The following is a 19261-nucleotide window of genomic DNA, read 5'->3' on the forward strand; positions in this document are numbered from 1 at the left end:
ATGGACATCAAGCTGGGTCGGCCATTGATCCCGCAGACTTCGATGCTATAGCCGCAGGATGCCGGACATGTCGACGAACCATCGTACCTCTCGTTTTTTTGCCCTCGCCTTGATGACGGTGTTGCTGGCCGCTGGCGGTTTCGGCTACTGGAAATCACGCCACGATCGCCTGCCGGAAGGCTTGAGCATGGGCAACGGTCGCCTGGAGGCCACTGAAGTACAGATCGCCAGCAAGACGCCCGGGCGCCTGGCCGACGTTCATGTCGACGAAGGCGACAACGTCATCAAGGGCCAAGTGCTGGCGCGCATGGATACCCGCACCCTGGAGGCCCAGCGCAACCAGGCCGAGGCAGAAGTCGTGCGCGCCCGGCAGAACGTCGCCGCCACCGAAGCCAACGTGCAGTTGCGCCAGAGCGAGCAATTGCTCGCTCACCAGGAGCTCAAGCGGAGCCAGGAACTGTTCAAGCGCGGTTACGCCAGCGGCCAGGTCATCGACCAGCAACAAGCCCGCGTCGACACCGCCAACGCCGCGGTCAACGCCGCCCGGGCCCAGGTAGCGGCGGCGAATGCGGCCATCGGTGCGACCCTGGCCCAAGTGGCCCAGCTCACCAGTGAAATTGATGACAGTACGTTGCGGGCACCGCTCGACGGCGTGATCCAGTTGCGCCTGGCCGAGCCAGGTGAAGTGCTGGGAGCCGGCGGCCGTGTACTGCTGATGATCGATCCGCACGACCAATACATGAATCTTTACCTGCCAGCGTCGGTGGCCGGGAAGCTGGCGGTGGGCGATGAAGCGCGACTGCTGCTCGACGCCCTGCCCGAGCGACCGCTGCCGGCCAAAGTCAGCTTCGTCGCGGCCAAATCACAGTTCACCCCGAAAGAAGTCGAGACCCGTGATGAGCGCCAGAAACTGGTGTTCCGCGTCAAAGTGCGCCTGACCCAACCCGGCGAAGTGCCCCAGGCCAAACCCGGCATGCCCGGCGCCGGCTACGTACGCACCGCCCCCATCGACTGGCCGGCCAACTTGCAATGAGCGCTACCCTCGACGAGGCATTGCACGCCTCGGGCATCGCGCATCGCTACGGCCAGCAGGTGGCGCTGAGCGATATCGCCTTCAGCTTGCCCGTCGGCACTCGCTGCGGCCTGATCGGCCCGGACGGCGCCGGCAAGTCGAGCCTGCTGGGGCTGATTGCCGGAGTGAAGAAACTCCAGCACGGCCAACTGGACGTGCTCGGCGCCTCGATCGACGACCGACGCCATCGCAATACCCTCTACCGACGCATTGCTTTCATGCCCCAAGGGCTGGGGGGCAACCTTTACCCGGACCTGTCGATACGCGAGAACATTCGGTTCTTCGGCACGCTGTTCGGGCTATCGCGGGCTGAATGCGAACAACGCATGGGCACCTTGCTGCTGGCCACCGACCTGCAGCGCTTTGCCGATCGCCCGGCGGGCAAGCTGTCCGGCGGCATGAAGCAAAAGCTCGGCCTGTGTTGCGCGCTGATCCATGAACCGGACCTGCTGATTCTCGACGAACCCACCACGGGCGTGGACCCGCTGTCCCGACGACGCTTCTGGGAACTGATAGAAGACGTGCGCCGACAACGCCCGCAACTGACCCTACTGGTCGCCACCGCGTACATGGAAGAGGCCGAACAATTCGAGCATTGCCTGATGCTCGATAACGGTCGCCTGATCGCCAAGGGCCTGAGCACAGAGCTGGCCAAGGTCACCCCGGACGGCAAGCTCGACGCGGCCTTCACCCATTTCCAGGGCGACAGCGGTCGCGATGCCGAACCGCTGGTGATTCCCCCCAGGAGCGCCAACACCACCGACATTGCCATCCAAGCCCACGACCTCACCTTGCGCTTCGGCGATTTCACCGCCGTCGACAACGTCAGCTTCGCCATTGGTCGCGGTGAAATTTTTGGCTTCCTGGGCTCCAACGGTTGCGGCAAGACCACCACCATGAAGGTGCTGACCGGGCTGATCCCCGCCAGCGAAGGCAGCGCCCAGTTGTTGGGCAACCCGGTCAACGCCAAGGATCTGGCCACCCGCAAGCGGGTGGGTTTCATGTCCCAGAGTTTTTCGCTGTACGGCGAACTGAGCGTGCGCCAAAACCTGGAACTGCACGCCAAGCTCTTCGACCTGCCTACGACGCAGAGCCGCCAGCGCATCGACGAACTGATCCAGCGTTTCAATCTTCAGGCACTGGCGGACCAGCCCTCCGGCGCGCTGCCACTGGGCTTGCGCCAACGTTTGTCCTTGGCGGTGGCCGTGCTGCATCGCCCGGAAGTGCTGATCCTCGATGAGCCGACCTCGGGTGTCGACCCCGCTGCACGGGATGATTTCTGGCGGCTGTTGATCGAGCTGTCTCGCGAACAGGGCGTGACGATTTTTCTTTCCACGCACTTCATGAACGAAGCCCAGCGCTGCGATCGCATTTCGCTGATGCACGCCGGCAAGGTCCTGGCATGCGACACACCAGCGGCCTTGCAGGCGCAGTTCAACGGCCAGACGCTGGAAGCCGCGTTCGTCACATGCCTGGAAAAAGCCCAGGGCCAGACGCAGCAAGACGCCCCCCCCGTGACCCTCGACAGTGCCGACGCCCCCCGGGACCAGCGCGGCCTGAGCCTCGGTCGCCTGTGGGCCGTCGCCAGTCGGGAAGGCAAGGAGCTGCTGCGCGACAAAGTGCGGATGGCTTTCGCCCTGCTGGGAGCTTTGTTCATGATGGTGGTCTTCGGCTTTGGTATTTCCCTCGATGTGGAGAAACTCGCCTTCGCCGTGTATGACCAGGATCAGAGCCCGCAAAGCCGTGCCTACCTGGAAGCGTTCCGCAGCTCGCGCTACTTCGAGGAGCAGCCGATCATCCGCGACGCGAAGGAGCTGCATCGACGTTTGCAGCGCTCGGAAATCAAGCTGGCCCTGGAGATCCCCCCAGGCTTCGGTCGTGACCTTTACGCCGGCCGCCAGCCAACGGTGGGCGCCTGGCTGGACGGCGGCATACCGTTCCGGGCCGAGACCAGTCGCAACTACGTCCAGGCCGTGCACCAGGCCAACCTTGAGCAACTGGCTGAATTCAGCAGCCGCGCGCCGACCCGGCAACCCGGCGCGACACTGGAGACGCGCTTTCGTTATAACCAGGACGTGGTCAGCGTCAACGCCATCGGCCCCGGAGTCATGGCGCTGATCCTGGCGTTCATTCCGGCCATGTTGACGGCGCTGGGCATCGTGCGGGAGAAGGAACTGGGCTCGATCACCAATTTCTACGCCACGCCGCTGACCCGCCTGGAGTTCCTGCTGGGCAAACAAGTGCCCTACCTGGCCGTCAGCCTGATCAACCTGGCCCTGCTGACAGCGATGAACCGCTGGCTGTTCGGCGTGCCGTTCAAGGGCAGCGGCCTGACGCTGGCGGTGGGCGGCCTGCTCTATGTACTGGCGACCACCAGCATGGGAATGCTGATATCGGCGTTCACCCGCACCCAGATCGCGGCGATCCTCGGCACCATGATCATCACCAGCCTGCCGACCATCCAGTTTTCGGGGCTGATCGTGCCGCGCTCGTCCCTGGAAGGTGCCGCTTCGGTGATGGGCCAGTTGTTTCCCGCCGGTTACTTCCTGGATATCGCCGTCGGCACCTTCACCAAAGCCCTGGATCTACGACAGCTATGGCCGCAATGCCTGGCGCTGGGCGGATTTTTCCTGGGTTTCACCGGGCTCAGCCTGATCATGCTGAAAAAGCAGGAGGCCTGATGCACACGCTTTCACATATCTGGCGTCTGGGGCTCAAGGAGCTGACCAGCCTGCGCTACGACTCCGTCCTGCTGCTGTTTTTGGGCTACGCCTTCACCGTGGCGATCTACATGCCGGCCGCCGGCTCGGTGATCGGCGTCCACAACGCCAGTGTCGCAATGGTGGACGAAGACCAGAGCCATCTTTCGCGCCAATTGGCCCAGGTCCTGCAACCGCCGGAGTTCCAGCACCCGGTGGCCTTGCCCTATGCCGAACTGGACAAGGTCATGGACAGTGGCCGCTACACCTTTGTCATTAACGTGCCCGCCAACTTCCAGGCCGACCTGCTCGCCGGACGCGAACCGACGCTGCAACTCAACGTCGATGCCACGGCCATGAGCCAGGCGTTCATGGGCGCCGGCTACATCGGACGGATTTTCCAACAGGAACTGACGACCTACGCCGGCCAGGCACAAACGCGCGAAGCAACACCCGTGAGACTGACCACGCGTTCGCTGTTCAATACCAACCTGGAAGGTGGCTGGTTCCTGGCGGTGATCCAGATCGTCAACAACATCACGATCCTGGCGATCATCCTGACGGGAACCGCGCTGCTGCGCGAGCGCGAACACGGCACCCTCGACCACTTGCTGGTGCTGCCGCTGACGGCATTGGAAATCATGCTGGCGAAAATCTGGAGCAACTTGCTGGTGGTGGTGCTGTGCACCTGGGCGTCGCTGGAAATCATCGTCAAGTTCGCCCTGGGCGTACCGCTTGCCGGCTCCATGCTGCTCTTCCTGCTGGTGACCGCACTCTACCTGTTCGCCAGCACCTCACTGGGCATCTTCCTTGCCACCCTCGCCCGTTCGACGCCGCAATTCGGCTTGCTGGCGATCCCGGTCATCATCCCGATGCTGCTGTTGTCGGGCGGCAGTACACCGCTGGATAGCATGCCGCAATGGTTGCAATGGGTGATGCAGGGCTCGCCCTCGACGCATTTCGTCAGCCTCAGCGCGGCGATCCTGTTCCGAGATGCCGGCCCTGGCGTGATCTGGCCGGACCTGTTGGCGCTGGCGGCCATTGGGTTGTTGTTCTTTGCAATCGCCCTGGCCAGGTTTCGGAAAAGCCTGGCGTCTTGACGATAAAAAGCAGCCTTTGGCAGCGCCAGGAGAACCAGGCACTGCCAAAGGCTGCGATCGAGCCGGCTTACTGAATGATCAGGTTATTGAACAACAGGTCATCGACCATCGGCTTGCCGGTTTCGTCGTTCATCACCTGCTGGGTCTGTTTCAACGCTTCCTGGCGCAACTTCTCCTTGGCTTCCAGGTTATTCATGGCCTCGGTGGTCTGCTGGGCGAACAACGCCACCAACTGGTTGCGAATCAACGGCTCATTGGCCTTGACCGCCGCGGCAGCGGCATCTCCGCTCACGCGCAGGGCCACATCGGCCTTGTAGACCCGCAGCTTCGCCGAGCCGTCGAGCCCGTAGTTGCCGACAAAGGGTGGGCTGAGGGTGATGTAGCTGACTTTCGGCGCCTCGCCTTCCTTCGCTTCCTTGCCCTCTTCGGCCATTGCTGCCACAGGCAACGACAGGGCCAGCATTAACATGATCCACGCTTTCACAATCGACTCCTCATCCGGTTTGCGGCCCAGCATACCGACCCGCCGTTCAAGCACAAGCTTATGGCCGGCTATCAGGGCGGGGCATGCTCGTTGACCCGCTGTCTCTCACACCTACACTTATCGGCCATCACTCCCAAAGGAATAGCCCTGATGAAAGCCGTGCTGTGCAAAGAATTCGGCCCCGCCGAATCGCTGGTGCTGGAAGACGTCGCCAGCCCCGTCGCCAAGAAGAACGAAGTGCTGCTGGACGTGCATGCCGCCGGGGTGAACTTCCCTGACACGCTGATCATCGAGGGCAAATACCAATTCAAACCCCCCTTCCCGTTTTCCCCCGGCGGCGAAGCGGCGGGCGTCGTTAGCGAAGTGGGAGAGAAAGTCAGCCACTTGAAGGTCGGCGACCGGGTGATGGCGCTGACCGGCTGGGGCAGCTTTGCCGAACAGGTGGCGGTACCTGGCTACAACGTGCTGCCGATCCCTGCGTCCATGGACTTCAACACCGCCGCCGCCTTCAGCATGACGTATGGCACCTCGATGCATGCCCTCAAGCAACGGGCCAACCTGCAACCCGGCGAAACCCTGCTGGTGCTCGGCGCCTCCGGAGGTGTCGGCCTGGCGGCGGTGGAGATCGGCAAGGCCATGGGCGCCCGGGTGATCGCCGCTGCCAGCAGCGCGGAGAAACTCGCCGTGGCCAAGGCGGCCGGCGCCGACGAATTGATCAACTACAACGAAACCAGCCTGAAGGATGAAATCAAGCGCCTCACCGACGGCCAGGGTACCGATGTGATCTACGACCCGGTAGGTGGCGACCTGTTCGACCAGGCCGTCCGCGCCATCGCCTGGAACGGCCGGTTGCTGGTGGTCGGCTTTGCCAGCGGACGCATCCCCGAACTGCCGGTGAACCTGGCCCTGCTCAAGGGCGCCGCCGTAGTGGGGGTATTCTGGGGCTCTTTCGCCCAGCGCCAGCCCCAGGACAACGCCGCCAACTTCCGGCAATTGTTCGACTGGTTCGCCGAGGGCAAGCTCAAGCCGCTGGTGTCGCAGGTGTACCCGCTGAGCAATGCTGCCCAGGCGATCAATGACCTGGGGCAGCGCAAGGCGGTGGGGAAGGTGGTGGTTCAGGTGCGTTGAAACCAGGCGGACAAAAAGGCCAGAACCGCTGATGAGGTGGTTCTGGCCTTTTTTATTCCAATTAGCCTGTGTTGGATTGTTCAGCAGCCATAAATAAAAACTGATTTGGCGGTAGATATATACCGCACCCCCGCCGAAAAAAAACGCAAACCTTCTTCGCACACAACAACCCCTCGCAGCAGCGTGGAGCCATTCAGTAACGGACAAGCCGACATGGATAAGTCATATGTGCGATGCAAATACATATTTAGGACCTCACAAACAATTGGGCCCCGGCTCATACGAAATAGGTCCTTTATCGATCAAAGGTAACAATTCCACTGGGGGATATTTCCAAGGAGCTTGGGGCCCGTACGAGGGGCCTCCTAGAGGGGTCACTAGAACTTCAAAAAGACACAACGCGTCTATTCCCTACGCATGGGATGACATGATGAGAGAGCGAATAGAAAACAGCAAAGTCATCGATGCCGAGTATCGCAATATATTTATAAAACTTACCGAAACAACCATAAAAGAACTAGATCAAGCGAAAAAATCAGCAATAGGTGCTCGTCCACTTTCGCCTTTGGAAAAAGCTAAGACAGAGCATGATGTAACGCTAAAGGCTATTCATTCCAAAGAATCCGAGTATCAAGCACGCACCAAAAATGCTTACTCGCTGTACGGTCACAATCCATTTTTCCTGATGAAGGAATTGTCTTTCAAAAGAGTAATGGAAAGCCTGCAGACCTCCCCACCCAATATCGCCGTCGCTTACTCAGCGATCGATAACGCATACCGATCAGCGTTGGAGCTGAAACGACTTTCATTGCAAAAAGACATTCTTGCCGAACAACTGGGACAATCATCAAAAAAAGTCGAGCAGGCTGCTGTCAAAGTCGGACAAAAGGACTCCGCATCAGCAGCAAATGAAAACCTTAGGATTATCAATCAAGAAAAAAATATTCACCTCCAGCTTCTACCAGGCTTTTTACTAAAAAAGTCTCATCAACGCTGGGTGCAACAGGCGGACTAACCTCCTTCCAGTCGCTTAGGAACTATAAAGCAGCCTTAGCCAAGATTATTGCAACTGAGCGTGCAGCTATCGCTGCTTTTGCGAAAGCCAATCCGAACATCAAGCCTCCCTTGAGTAAACCTGAGCTCGAAGCCCTTAACAATCTTGTGGCGCTACAGGTAAAAACAAACCTAGGAAAGCGATGGCAGGACTACCATGTATCTCTTCTTCACTCAGAATCCGTTCGACATTTAACAAAAACAACTAACACCTTTACCGGGCTCATCGACCGGGCTTTATCCGCCGAACGCTTACAGGAACAGCTACGTGTTGCTGCCGAGAAAAAAGCACAAGCACTAAAGCAAGCGCAAGCCCGAGCTGCCGCGCAACGAGTCGAACAAGAACGAAAACAGAAAATCGCGGCGGCATTGGCAGACCGTTTCCACGAGCTGCTCCATCAGTTCAACCACGCCCAGCCTGAAGACATCAATCAAAAACTGCCCTGGATGCAGCAAACGCACCGGGAATTGTCTATCGCGCACCAGGACGCAACCAAAGCAGAGCATGCAGTGGGCAATCTTTACAATGTATTGAGGAGTGATTCACGAAAGACGTCGCTGCGTAAAGCACAAGCCGATATCGATGCAACTTTTCGGTTGAAGCATCACATCGAAAATATCCAGCTATCCACCGCCAGCGGCGCGATGGCCTCCGCGCGGCCACTCATGACGACTCCCGACGGCCTGATCGCTGGGTATGAGGGGTCACCTGTTTCGTTGCAAGGCACCATCGACCTACTAAAAAAAGCGAGCGCCACAATGGCGGGTGGTCCATTAGCGGTATTTGGCGTGGCGGTGTCTTATTCCCCGACAATCGGCAATAGCGAGCTTCAACGCAATCCAGTGGTGATCAGTATTCCGCTGTCCCAACTGGATGAGAATTTCAAACTAACCCCAAATATTGAAACAGACCATTTACCCCTTCGCGTCGTGTCATCGGTTCGCGGGGAGCATACTCAGTTTTATCTTTCACCGACCGGTGGAAGTTTATCCAGCGAGGTCCGGATCAGAGACGTAACACTTGATCCACACACCAATCTCTACACTTTCACGACCGAGGGGATTCTTCCAAGGACACTGACTTGGACGCCGAACAGCCCTCCAGGGGATAGCCTCCTTGGATCGACCGAATTGCCTGTGACGCAGCCGGAAATCAGGATCCTTCCAGGGGCCAGGATTACCCAGATAGAGGGGAGAATAGATGAGCATCCAACGTGCGATGACGCTGACATTGACGATTATGTGCTGGTATTCCCCATGGAATCGGGAATCCAGCCAGTCTATGTCATGGCGAGTCGTACCGGGCCACGATATGAGCCGGGGACGGTGACTGGAGCAGGTCAGGAGGTTGGGGAAAACTGGCTAGGAAGTACCGAGCACGGCGTTGGTGCCCCCATTCCTCGCGAGATAGCAAATCTACTTCGGGGTCAGGACTTCAGAGACTTTGATGCCTTCCGAGAAAAATTTTGGGAGAGGGTAGCCAATGATAAAAAATTATCAGCACAGTTCAGTAGATCCAACCTGAAACTGATGCGTAACGGCGCTGCCCCGTTCACTATTCCAGACGGCCACGTAGGTGAAAGGAACAAATTTGAAATTCATCATATACAATGGATTTCCAAGGGCGGTGCAGTTTACGATTTGGACAACCTAAGCATTATGACGCCTAAAGAACACATTGAACTTCACAAAAAAGGAACAAAGCCATGATCTTCAAAGACAAAATCGAGGACTATACCGAAGCAGAGTTTCTATCCTTTCTTAAGGAGTTTTTCGAAGACAATAACGAGCTTACTGGAGATGAGCTGGGTGAATACACCAGTAAACTTGCAGAGCATTTTGAGAAGGTTACTGAGCACCCAGAAAAATCCGCACTTATTTTCTACCCTAAACAAGGTCGAGAAGACAGTCCGGAAGGAATCCTGAATGAAATTAAAATCTGGCGAGAACAAAACGGAAAACCCGGTTTCAAGCCAGAATAACAAGTAGGGGCATCGCCAACGGCGATGTCCTAAAAACGAGGCTAAAGCAACTCGCGAATCTCCTTCGGCAACATCCGCATATACCGCGCCGCCGGAAAACTCCCGCAACGCTGCACGATCGAGGGCAGGAGCCTGTTGAACCGGGCGATCAAGGCCAGGCGCTCGGTTTCCGGTAGCTGTTTGACGAGAAATACATTGGATAAATAGAGGCGTGTGTAGTGGAACGGGAGCAAGTCCTGCACCCATAGCTGGCCCTTGGCGTGTGCGTTGATGTCCGAGCACTTCCAAGTCTTGATCCATTTATTGGCATCCAGTGGTAAGCCATCCAGGCGGAACTCGAAGGGCACTATAACGTGCGTCTGCGCTGGGTGTTCGTGATCCACCGTCCACGACTTGAAACGCCATTGACTCACAGCCTCCCGTGCGGCCTTGGCGAATTCCGGATGATCGCTGTGCAGGATCGCGACTTCATCGACACGACCATCGGCATGCACCGTGAAGCCGACCCGGGCCACACCCGCGATGCCCTTCCCGACCAGAGTCGTCGGGTAATCCGGGTTGGGATTGTGTTCGGGCACCAACAACACATCCGCTACCCCGCTCGTACCAGACAAGCACAGCAACAGCATCACCACGGACCACCTCATACCCCTACCCCTTAGCTCAATGCCAGACCTGGCAGAAACGTAAAGGGTAAAGGCCATGGCTCATGGGCCCTATAGCGAGACTTCCCATTCGGGCGAAGGATGTTTCCCACCGTTTTGCCCCGTACTCACCAATACAGCCCATGAAAAGGCTTTGCGAGGACATTTCCTACGACGCCCTTCTCTTACGCCTGAACGACATGTTCACTTAAGAACATGATCAATCGAAATTTCTGCTATTTATGCGACAACGAGCGATGCTATTTTCGGTAACGAAACTGTAACATTCGTATCCGCAGTCATAACAAGAACCAGGAGCACTTGAATGTTTGCTTTCTTTCGACCTGCCACACACCAGGCAGCCCTGCCTGAAGAAAAAATAGACAGCACCTACCGACGCCTTCGCTGGCAGATCTTCGCCGGGATCTTCATTGGCTACGCCGGCTATTACCTGCTGCGCAAGAACTTCTCCCTGGCCATGCCATATCTGATCGACGAGGGTTACACCCGTGGTCAGCTGGGCCTGGCCATGTCGGCCATCGCCATCGCCTATGGGCTGTCGAAGTTCCTGATGGGCCTGGTGTCCGACCGTTCCAACCCGCGCTACTTCCTGCCCTTTGGCTTGCTGGTCTCGGCGGGGGTGATGTTTGTGTTCGGTTTCGCGCCTTGGGCAACGTCCAGCGTGACCATGATGTTCATCCTGCTGTTTATCAACGGCTGGGCCCAGGGCATGGGCTGGCCGCCCAGCGGACGGACCATGGTGCATTGGTGGTCGCAGAAAGAGCGCGGCGGCGTGGTGTCGGTGTGGAACGTGGCGCACAACGTCGGCGGTGGCCTGATCGGCCCGTTGTTCCTATTGGGGATGGGCTGGTTCAATGACTGGCATGCGGCATTCTATGTGCCCGCTGCTCTAGCACTCGTCATTGCGGTGTTTGCCTTCGTGACCATGCGCGATACCCCGCAATCGGTGGGCCTGCCGCCGATCGAGAAATACAAGAACGACTACCCGGAAGGCTACGACGACAGCCACGAGAGCGAATTCAGCGCCAAGGAAATCTTCGTCAAATACGTGCTGCGCAACAAAATGCTCTGGTACATCGCCATGGCCAACGTGTTTGTTTATCTACTGCGCTACGGCGTGCTGGACTGGGCGCCGACCTACCTCAAGGAAGCCAAGGGCTTCACGGTGGACAAGAGTTCCTGGGCCTATTTCTTCTACGAGTGGGCGGGCATCCCCGGCACGCTGCTGTGTGGCTGGATGTCGGACAAGATCTTCCGTGGCAACCGTGGCCTGACCGGCATGGTGTTCATGGCCTTGGTGACCGTGGCAACGCTGGTGTACTGGCTGAACCCGGCCGGCAACCCGACCGTCGACATGATCGCCCTGGTTTCCATCGGCTTCCTGATCTACGGTCCGGTGATGCTGATCGGTTTGCAGGCACTGGAACTGGCGCCGAAGAAAGCCGCCGGTACCGCCGCCGGCTTTACCGGTTTGTTTGGTTACCTGGGTGGCTCGGTCGCGGCCAGTGCGGTCATGGGCTACACCGTGGACCATTTTGGCTGGGACGGTGGTTTTGTGCTGTTGGTCGGTGCCTGCCTGCTGGCGATGGCCTTCCTCGCGCCAACCCTGTGGCACAAGCAAATCGCCAGTCAGAGCCGCGAAGCGGTCGCCTGATCCAGCGCTGATTTGCAGCGCTTGAGCCGCGCCTCCAGATTCCGGTCTGGCATGGCGTGGCTGCGTAGGGCGTGGATGGTCTGCTCGACGTAATCGCGAGTGGTGCCGTAACGCCCACAGGCGCTTTCGAACACCTGGCTCAGCACATGGTCCGGCAGGTTGCCGGCATAGCTGGGCAGGTGTCGCTCCAGTACAAACCCCAAGGCTTGCACCCGGCTGCCATCCTCGAGACGGCAACTGAGCCAGTGCGGGCGATAGGACGGGACCGGCATCTCGCGCTGCCACAGGGCAAACAGCGAGTCTTCGAGATTGTCCTGCGGCAACCGATAGGCGAAACCGCTGCAGGAGCCGCCGCGATCCAGCCCAAACACCAGCCCCGGCAACTCCGGCGTACCACGATGTTCATGGGACCATAGGTACAAACCGCGATGATAACCATGGACCCGGCCGCGCATCCGCTCCACGGCCGTGCATTCCGGCCGCCAGATCAATGAACCGTACGCGAACAGCCAGACCGGACCGCCCTGGTGGAGACTCATGGTCAATTGCATCGAGGCGAGCAATTGCTCACGGGTCAGTTGCGGCCCCAGCTCGAGTCGTGGTGGGTACAAGGCACAGGTCATGGCGGATTCGATAGCGGTCATGGCCGGTAGCGGTTGGCTCCTCGCGGGTCAGAAGATGGATAGCGTCGTCATGACACTGACGCTGATCAGAATCAAGGCAAGTTGGATGCCATGAATGCCTGGAACTCCGGTATATACCTTACCGACATCCAGTGCATGGGCTAAATATCGAATCGATATATGCCAGGTATATAACCCTGTGGGGAGCAAGGCTTGCCCGCGATAAGAGCGATGCGGCCTTCCAAGATCGAGGTGCCTGTTTCACGAGCAAGTTTTGCTCCCACAAAGCGGAAACTCCCTCGTTACAAAAAACAGACCTCAATCAAGCTTCAAGAGTGGCTCAGGGCCGCGGCGCATACGCAAACACGTCGGCGCGCATTTGATGGGCATCCATTCCGGCTTCCACCAGCGCATCGAGCGTGGCGTAGATCATGGCCGGCGAGCCGCTGGCGTAAACGTGCACGCCAGAAAGATCGCTGATGTCCTCGCACACGGCTTCATGGAGCATCCCGCAGCGCCCTTCCCAGCCACACAAGTCGCTGACGACTTTATGCAGGAACAGGTTCGGCAGTTTCTTCCATTCCTCCCAATGCTCGACTTCATAGAAGTCTTCCGGCCGCCGCACGCCCCAATACAGGTGCACCGGGTGTTTGAAACCCGCCGCCCGGCAATGCTCGATCAGGCTGTGCATCTGCGCCATGCCGGTTCCGGCGGCGATCAACACCAACGGTCCGTCCGGCAGTTCGGATAAATGCGTGTCTCCAAAAGGCATCTCGATACGCACGCTGGGGTTGCGTCGCAGTTGCCCCAGCAGCGCCTGTGCACTGCTTTCGCGCACCAATACGTGCAATTGCAGCTCGCGCCCCGAATGCGGTGCCGAGGCCAGGGAGAACGCCGATTTTTCGCCGTTCTCCCGCTCGATCATCAGGTACTGCCCGGCGTGATAGCGCGGCGGCTTGCCGGCCGGCGCACGCAGGCGCACTCGCCAGACATCGCCCCCCACGTCGGCGCACTCGATCACCTGGCACGCCAGGTTGCGTACCGGTAGCTCACCCGGCGACAGCACGCCATCCCATAACACTATGCAATCCTCCAGCGGCTCGGCGATGCAGGTAAATATCTCACCGTGATCACGCACCTCGCCCGCCTGCTCCACGCGGCCTTCCACCAACAACGCGCCACAGACATGGCAGTTGCCGTTGCGGCAGCTTTGCGGGCATTCATAGCCCAGGCGCCGCGCGCCATCAAGAATCCGCTCGGCGGGCCGGATCTCCAGCACCGCCCCGGAAGGCTGCAAGGTTACACGCATCAATCTATTCCTAACTGATTCCAAATGGCATCGATCCGTTGGGTAACGGCCTCATCCTTGACGATAACCCGGCCCCACTCACGAGTGGTTTCACCGGGCCATTTATGCGTGGCATCGAGCCCCATCTTCGACCCCAGGCCAGACACCGGCGAGGCGAAATCAAGGTAGTCGATCGGCGTATTATCGATCATCACCGTGTCGCGCTTGGGGTCCATGCGCGTGGTGATGGCCCAGATCACGTCGTTCCAGTCCCGTGCGTTGATATCGTCGTCGGTGACGATAACGAACTTGGTGTACATGAACTGTCGCAAAAACGACCAGACCCCGAGCATCACCCGCTTGGCGTGCCCTGGATACGACTTCTTCATGGTCACCACGGCCATGCGATACGAACAGCCTTCCGGCGGTAAATAGAAATCGGTGATTTCCGGAAATTGCTTCTGCAGGATAGGCACGAACACTTCGTTCAGCGCCACGCCGAGAATGGCCGGCTCATCGGGCGGACGACCAGTGTAGGTGCTGTGGTAAATCGGCTTGATCCGATGGGTGATGCGCTCGACGGTGAACACCGGGAAGCTGTCGACTTCGTTGTAGTAGCCGGTATGGTCGCCATACGGACCTTCATCGGCCATTTCGCCAGGATGGATCACGCCTTCAAGGATGATCTCTGCGGTGGCCGGCACTTGCAGGTCATTGCCGCGGCATTTCACCAACTCGGTGCGGTTACCCCGCAACAGGCCGGCGAACGCATATTCGGAGAGGCTGTCGGGCACAGGCGTGACAGCACCAAGGATGGTCGCCGGGTCCGCACCCAGGGCCACCGACACCGGGAAGGGCTGGCCGGGGTATTTTTCACACCACTCACGGTAATCCAGCGCACCGCCCCGATGGCTCAGCCAGCGCATGATGACCTTGTTGCGGCCAATCACCTGCTGACGATAGATGCCCAGGTTCTGACGGTCCTTGTTCGGGCCTTTGGTGACAGTCAGGCCCCAGGTGATCAGTGGCCCTACGTCGCCCGGCCAGCAGGTCTGCACCGGGAGCATGGCCAGGTCGACATCGTCGCCCTCGATCACCACTTCCTGGCAGATCGCGTCCTTGACGACTTTCGGCGCCATGGCAATGATCTTGCGGAAAATCGGCAGCTTGGACCAAGCGTCCTTGAGACCTTTCGGCGGTTCGGGCTCCTTGAGAAACGCCAGCAGCTTGCCGATTTCGCGCAGCTCACTGACGGCTTCGGCGCCCATGCCCAGGGCCACGCGTTCCGGCGTGCCGAACAGGTTGCCCAAGACCGGAATGTCGTAGCCCGTCGGGTTTTCGAACAATAACGCCGGGCCTTTGGCCCGAAGTGTGCGGTCACAGACTTCCGTCATCTCCAACACCGGAGAGATGGGAACCTGGATGCGCTTCAACTCGCCGCGCTGCTCAAGCTGCTGCACGAAATCCCGAAGATCCTTGAATTTCATTGAGATGCCACCCCGAAAATAGGCGTACATCCTACCTGCTCTCACGTCCAAACAGCAGCCCGAGCATACGCGGCACGATCAATTTTCGGTTGCGCCCAACAGCACTGGAGCAAACAGAGGGCTCAGTCGGGTACTGCCTATATCAGACAGATGATCCTCATCCTTGTACTGTGAGTGACCATTGACCTCGATGCTGCAGATCTGTCCCGCACACATCAGTGGGGTCGGATCAATGACATGTACGCCTGGATCGACAGCACTCATCGAGTCGAACAAAGCGCTGAGAAAATGCTGGCGGGCCAAGTGTTCCTGAAGCGGGCGCCCCAATCCTTCTGCCGAACGTCCAACCCGGGCCAGGCTCGTCAATCGATTGATAGCGCCTTTGCGCTGCAGCGGCACCTCTTTGAACAACCACACTTGCACGCCCGCCGCCCTTAACATCGCCACCCGAGCCTTGAGTGCCGCAGTCATACGCGCCTCGGCCTCGGCCCTATTGTCACGGGGATGGAGCAACACTTTGTTGTCGCCGTCCTCACGACCGTAGACGTAAAGGCTCCAGTTGGAGGCCAAGACCACATCCGTGATCTGCAGGCGGCGAACCTGCTCCATGGTCCTTTCGTTGAAGTCCTTGCAACGCTGGCGCAGGTCGTCGCTCAGCACAGGCGGACAAGCGCTCATGCTGTAAAGCCATACCGGACGCCCCTCGCGGGTGGCATTGCTTTCGATCGCCGGCAACAACGCCGCGGCATGGCTGTCGCCCCAGAACAGTTGAGTCGCCTGGGCCTCTTTGTTCTCGCCAATCAGGCACGCCTTGTCCAGATGCTTGTCCGAAGTCACCAGCATGCATTTCATCTGCCCGGCATTCCAATCCCGCGCCTGTGCATACTCCAACGCCTTGCCGGTAAGGCGCTGGGGAAAACCCTCCGCCAAACGAACCACCGAACCTGTCACCGCCAGGGCAACCATGGCCAGCAAACCTCCCACCAGCACTGGTTTGCGCCCTGGCAGCACGCGCTTATCACGAAACGGAAGCTCGACGAAGCGCCAACTCAGCCAGGCAAGACTCAACGCCAACAGCATCCAGCCCACTGCCTCCAAATGCTCGATACCGTCGATGGAAACAGCATTGGCATAAACGTAGACAGGCCAATGCCACAGATAAAGGGAATAGGAAATCAAACCAATCCAGACGAGCACCTTGGTACCGAGCAGTTGAGCGACCCAGGTCGAACCCTGCGCCCCGGACCAAATCAGCGCGGTGGCGCCGAGAACAGGCAGCAAAGCAGCCCAGCCCGGGAACGTCGTGGTCCTGTCAAAGGTGAGAACAGCCACCAGCACTGCAGCCAAGCCGGCCACGCCCGCCGATTGATAGAGCCACGGTCTCATGCCATGCATGGACGTGGGCAATACCGCGAGCATCGCACCACACAACAGCTCCCAGGCGCGTGTCGGCAACGAAAAGAAAGCGACGTCAGGCTTGCTGTCGATGTAAGCGATGTTCAGCCCGAAGGAAACCAGCAAGACGGCAAACAGCATCCAGCGCCAATGACGCACATGACGCATCAACAACACCATCAGCAACGGAAAGAAAATGTAGTACTGCTCCTCGACAGCCAACGACCAGGTATGAAGCAGCGGCTTGAGGTCTGACGCCGGCTCAAAGTAGCCGTCCTCACGCATGAACAAGATGTTTGAAATGAACAACGACTGATAACGAACCGTCCGGCCAAGTTCCGAAAAGTCCTTGGCCGTCAGCAGCAACCAGCCCAGGGCCAACGTTACCAGCAGCACCAGACTCAGGGCCGGAAGGATGCGTCGCGCACGCCGGGCCCAGAAATCGACGAAGCTGAAACGCTGCGCGCTGATCTCTCGGAACAGGATGCTGGTTATCAGGAACCCGGAAATGACAAAGAAGACATCGACCCCGACAAAGCCGCCGCTGAACGTGCTGAAGCCGAAATGAAACAACACCACCGGGATAACGGCCAAGGCCCTCAAACCGTCGATATCACGTCGATTGCCAAATGTGTGCATAACGCTCCTTGTCTTGAAATATACAATGCCAACCGGAACGACACTGCCGGCCTTCAAAAGTGTCTATTTTGATACAAATTTCAGCAAAAAAAAGAGCGCCCCTGTTCAGGGCACTCTTTTTTGAAGCATGGCTTCGTGTTACTTGCGTTTCATCGACAGGAAGAACTCATCGTTGGTCTTGGTCGTCTTCAGCTTGTCGACCAGGAACTCGATGGCGGCGACTTCATCCATCGGATGCAGCAACTTGCGCAGGATCCACATGCGCTGCAACTCATCATCGGCGGTCAGCAACTCTTCGCGGCGCGTGCCGGAACGGTTGATGTTGATGGCCGGGAACACACGTTTCTCGGCGATACGGCGATCCAGGGGCAGCTCCATGTTGCCAGTGCCCTTGAATTCCTCGTAGATCACTTCGTCCATCTTCGAACCGGTTTCAACCAGCGCGGTGGCGATGATGGTCAGCGAACCGCCTTCCTCGATGTTCCGCGCAGCACCGAAGAAACGCTTCGGTTTTTCCAGCGCATGGGCATCGACACCACCGGTCAGCACCTTGCCGGAGCTCGGGATCACGGTGTTGTAGGCACGGGCCAGACGGGTGATGGAGTCCAGCAGGATCACCACGTCCTTCTTGTGCTCGACCAGGCGCTTGGCCTTCTCGATCACCATTTCGGCAACCTGCACGTGGCGGGTCGGCGGCTCGTCGAACGTCGAGGCGACCACTTCGCCGCGCACGGTGCGCTGCATCTCGGTCACTTCTTCCGGACGTTCGTCGATCAGCAGCACGATCAGGTGAACTTCAGGGTTGTTACGGGCGATGTTGGCCGCGATGTTCTGCAACATGATCGTCTTGCCCGCTTTCGGCGGTGCCACGATCAGGCCACGCTGACCTTTGCCGATGGGTGCGCACAGGTCGATGACACGACCGGTGAGGTCTTCGGTGGAACCGTTACCGGCTTCCATCTTCATGCGCACGGTCGGGAACAGCGGGGTCAGGTTCTCGAAGAGAATCTTGTTCTTGGCGTTTTCCGGACGATCGAAGTTGATCGTGTCGACCTTGAGCAGCGCGAAATAACGCTCGCCCTCCTTCGGAGGACGGATCTTGCCAACGATGGTGTCACCGGTGCGCAAGTTGAAGCGACGGATCTGGCTCGGCGAGACGTAGATATCGTCTGGGCCGGCGAGATAGGAAGCGTCTGCAGAGCGGAGAAAGCCGAAGCCGTCCTGGAGAATCTCCAGCACGCCATCACCGGAGATTTCCTCGCCGCTTTTCGCGTGCTTCTTGAGCAGGGAGAAAATCACGTCCTGCTTGCGCGAACGGGCCATATTTTCTATGCCCATCTGTTCGGCCAATTCGAGCAGTTCGGTAATCGGCTTTTGCTTGAGTTCAGTCAGATTCATATAGGAATGACGTAATCATTTATGGAGGGGGGAAATTAAGCTTTTGGCTTAATGAGGCCGCGCCGCGGAGAAGGCGACAGGATCGCGTACTTGTTCGAAAGGAGAGCGTCGGCGACGGCTTGCAGGGGGCAATGGAGAAACCAGTGCGGGGCCGAATGTACCACCTGGGTTTGCGAGCGTCTAGCCCTGAATAACGAAAAAGCCCCGCGATTCGCGGGGCTTTTTCAGTGGCATTCGGCGCTTAGATGTTGGCGTCGAGGAAAGCAGCCAGTTGCGACTTCGACAGCGCACCCACTTTGGTGGCTTCGACGTTGCCGTTCTTGAACAGCATCAGGGTCGGGATACCACGTACGCCGTGCTTGGCCGGAGTCTCCTGGTTTTCGTCGATGTTCAACTTGGCAACGGTCAGCTTGCCGGCGTAGGAGGTAGCGATTTCGTCCAGGACCGGGGCGATCATCTTGCAGGGACCGCACCACTCTGCCCAATAGTCGACCAGTACCGGGCCTTCGGCCTTGAGTACGTCGGCGTCGAAGCTAGCGTCGCTAACGTGTTTGATCAGATCGCTGCTCATGGAAGTCTCCGGGTTTGTCAGCA

The 19261-nt window shown here is 58.6% G+C and carries 16 protein-coding genes; 8 read left to right on the plus strand and 8 right to left on the minus strand.

The window, feature by feature from the left end:
* The first annotated feature begins 67 nt into the window (after positions 1 to 67).
* Genes AACY42_RS11950 through AACY42_RS11960 form a run of 3 tightly spaced genes read left to right on the plus strand, consistent with a single transcriptional unit; the run spans position 68 to position 4871 of the window.
* Positions 68 to 1033, plus strand: coding sequence for an HlyD family secretion protein (locus AACY42_RS11950; RefSeq protein WP_339479515.1), 966 nt, complete (start codon positions 68 to 70; stop codon positions 1031 to 1033).
* Positions 1030 to 3753 (plus strand): ribosome-associated ATPase/putative transporter RbbA, encoded by a 2724-nt coding sequence (rbbA, locus tag AACY42_RS11955; protein WP_339479516.1) that lies wholly within the window; start codon positions 1030 to 1032, stop codon positions 3751 to 3753. Before AACY42_RS11950 ends, rbbA begins: the two co-directional genes overlap by 4 nt.
* The gene (locus AACY42_RS11960) at positions 3753 to 4871 is read left to right on the plus strand and encodes an ABC transporter permease (protein WP_339479517.1); all 1119 of its coding nucleotides are present in this window, start codon (positions 3753 to 3755) and stop codon (positions 4869 to 4871) included. The genes rbbA and AACY42_RS11960 overlap by 1 nt, the downstream gene beginning before the upstream one ends.
* Before the next feature lie 67 nt (positions 4872 to 4938).
* On the opposite strand, the gene AACY42_RS11965 is transcribed toward AACY42_RS11960, so the two are convergent.
* Positions 4939 to 5355: a flagellar basal body-associated protein FliL gene (locus tag AACY42_RS11965; protein WP_339479519.1), complete on the minus strand. Its 417-nt coding sequence runs from the start codon at positions 5353 to 5355 to the stop codon at positions 4939 to 4941.
* Positions 5356 to 5505: 150 nt separating this feature from the next.
* Here AACY42_RS11965 and AACY42_RS11970 point away from each other — a divergent pair, with 150 nt between their 5' ends.
* From AACY42_RS11970 to AACY42_RS11985, 4 genes are all read left to right on the plus strand, one after another.
* Positions 5506 to 6483 (plus strand): NADPH:quinone oxidoreductase family protein, encoded by a 978-nt coding sequence (locus tag AACY42_RS11970; RefSeq protein WP_339479520.1) that lies wholly within the window; start codon positions 5506 to 5508, stop codon positions 6481 to 6483.
* A gap of 226 nt (positions 6484 to 6709) precedes the next feature.
* Positions 6710 to 7498 carry a hypothetical protein gene (locus tag AACY42_RS11975; protein ID WP_339479521.1) on the plus strand — a complete coding sequence of 263 codons (789 nt, stop codon included), beginning with the start codon at positions 6710 to 6712 and terminating at the stop codon, positions 7496 to 7498.
* Between the two features lie 110 nt (positions 7499 to 7608).
* On the plus strand, positions 7609 to 9246 hold the full coding sequence (locus tag AACY42_RS11980; RefSeq protein WP_339479522.1) for an S-type pyocin domain-containing protein: 1638 nt from the start codon (positions 7609 to 7611) through the stop codon (positions 9244 to 9246).
* The gene (locus AACY42_RS11985; protein WP_339479524.1) at positions 9243 to 9518 is read left to right on the plus strand and encodes a bacteriocin immunity protein; all 276 of its coding nucleotides are present in this window, start codon (positions 9243 to 9245) and stop codon (positions 9516 to 9518) included. Before AACY42_RS11980 ends, AACY42_RS11985 begins: the two co-directional genes overlap by 4 nt.
* 41 nt (positions 9519 to 9559) lie before the next feature.
* Here the strand turns inward: AACY42_RS11985 and AACY42_RS11990 are convergent, their stop codons facing one another.
* A complete protein-coding gene (locus AACY42_RS11990) occupies positions 9560 to 10165 on the minus strand; it encodes an energy transducer TonB (RefSeq protein WP_339479526.1) in 606 nt (201 codons plus the stop codon).
* Between the two features lie 322 nt (positions 10166 to 10487).
* Here AACY42_RS11990 and glpT point away from each other — a divergent pair, with 322 nt between their 5' ends.
* Complete coding sequence (gene glpT, locus AACY42_RS11995; protein ID WP_339479528.1) at positions 10488 to 11837, plus strand: glycerol-3-phosphate transporter; 1350 nt, start codon at positions 10488 to 10490, stop codon at positions 11835 to 11837.
* On the opposite strand, the gene AACY42_RS12000 is transcribed toward glpT, so the two are convergent.
* The 6 genes from AACY42_RS12000 to trxA all read right to left on the minus strand — a co-directional run bounded on the left by AACY42_RS12000 (position 11813) and on the right by trxA (position 19238).
* Complete coding sequence (locus tag AACY42_RS12000) at positions 11813 to 12481, minus strand: gamma-glutamylcyclotransferase (RefSeq protein ID WP_339479529.1); 669 nt, start codon at positions 12479 to 12481, stop codon at positions 11813 to 11815. The two genes, glpT and AACY42_RS12000, sit on opposite strands and share 25 nt — an antisense overlap.
* A gap of 319 nt (positions 12482 to 12800) precedes the next feature.
* Positions 12801 to 13769: a CDP-6-deoxy-delta-3,4-glucoseen reductase gene (locus tag AACY42_RS12005; protein ID WP_339479530.1), complete on the minus strand. Its 969-nt coding sequence runs from the start codon at positions 13767 to 13769 to the stop codon at positions 12801 to 12803.
* Positions 13769 to 15235: a 4-hydroxy-3-polyprenylbenzoate decarboxylase gene (gene ubiD / locus AACY42_RS12010; protein ID WP_339479531.1), complete on the minus strand. Its 1467-nt coding sequence runs from the start codon at positions 15233 to 15235 to the stop codon at positions 13769 to 13771. Before ubiD ends, AACY42_RS12005 begins: the two co-directional genes overlap by 1 nt.
* A 78-nt stretch (positions 15236 to 15313) precedes the next feature.
* Positions 15314 to 17269 carry an acyltransferase family protein gene (locus AACY42_RS12015; protein WP_339479533.1) on the minus strand — a complete coding sequence of 652 codons (1956 nt, stop codon included), beginning with the start codon at positions 17267 to 17269 and terminating at the stop codon, positions 15314 to 15316.
* 138 nt (positions 17270 to 17407) lie between these two features.
* Positions 17408 to 18667, minus strand: a complete 1260-nt coding sequence (rho, locus tag AACY42_RS12020) for a transcription termination factor Rho (protein ID WP_003206716.1) — start codon at positions 18665 to 18667, stop codon at positions 17408 to 17410.
* Positions 18668 to 18908: 241 nt separating this feature from the next.
* Positions 18909 to 19238 carry a thioredoxin TrxA gene (trxA, locus tag AACY42_RS12025; RefSeq protein ID WP_339479534.1) on the minus strand — a complete coding sequence of 110 codons (330 nt, stop codon included), beginning with the start codon at positions 19236 to 19238 and terminating at the stop codon, positions 18909 to 18911.
* Positions 19239 to 19261: the final 23 nt, after the last annotated feature.

This window comes from Pseudomonas sp. RL_5y_Pfl2_73, from assembly GCF_963970515.1.
Taxonomy (GTDB): domain Bacteria; phylum Pseudomonadota; class Gammaproteobacteria; order Pseudomonadales; family Pseudomonadaceae; genus Aquipseudomonas.

Coding starts and splice junctions, on each gene's coding strand:
- glpT (WP_339479528.1), top strand. CDS start 10,488: ATGTTTGCTTTCTTTCGACCTGCCACACACCAGGCAGCCCTGCCTGAA.
- AACY42_RS11990 (WP_339479526.1), bottom strand. CDS start 10,165: ATGAGGTGGTCCGTGGTGATGCTGTTGCTGTGCTTGTCTGGTACGAGC.
- ubiD (WP_339479531.1), bottom strand. CDS start 15,235: ATGAAATTCAAGGATCTTCGGGATTTCGTGCAGCAGCTTGAGCAGCGC.
- rbbA (WP_339479516.1), top strand. CDS start 1,030: ATGAGCGCTACCCTCGACGAGGCATTGCACGCCTCGGGCATCGCGCAT.
- AACY42_RS12000 (WP_339479529.1), bottom strand. CDS start 12,481: ATGACCGCTATCGAATCCGCCATGACCTGTGCCTTGTACCCACCACGA.
- AACY42_RS11985 (WP_339479524.1), top strand. CDS start 9,243: ATGATCTTCAAAGACAAAATCGAGGACTATACCGAAGCAGAGTTTCTA.
- AACY42_RS11960 (WP_339479517.1), top strand. CDS start 3,753: ATGCACACGCTTTCACATATCTGGCGTCTGGGGCTCAAGGAGCTGACC.
- rho (WP_003206716.1), bottom strand. CDS start 18,667: ATGAATCTGACTGAACTCAAGCAAAAGCCGATTACCGAACTGCTCGAA.
- trxA (WP_339479534.1), bottom strand. CDS start 19,238: ATGAGCAGCGATCTGATCAAACACGTTAGCGACGCTAGCTTCGACGCC.
- AACY42_RS11975 (WP_339479521.1), top strand. CDS start 6,710: ATGTGCGATGCAAATACATATTTAGGACCTCACAAACAATTGGGCCCC.
- AACY42_RS12015 (WP_339479533.1), bottom strand. CDS start 17,269: ATGCACACATTTGGCAATCGACGTGATATCGACGGTTTGAGGGCCTTG.
- AACY42_RS11950 (WP_339479515.1), top strand. CDS start 68: ATGTCGACGAACCATCGTACCTCTCGTTTTTTTGCCCTCGCCTTGATG.
- AACY42_RS12005 (WP_339479530.1), bottom strand. CDS start 13,769: ATGCGTGTAACCTTGCAGCCTTCCGGGGCGGTGCTGGAGATCCGGCCC.
- AACY42_RS11970 (WP_339479520.1), top strand. CDS start 5,506: ATGAAAGCCGTGCTGTGCAAAGAATTCGGCCCCGCCGAATCGCTGGTG.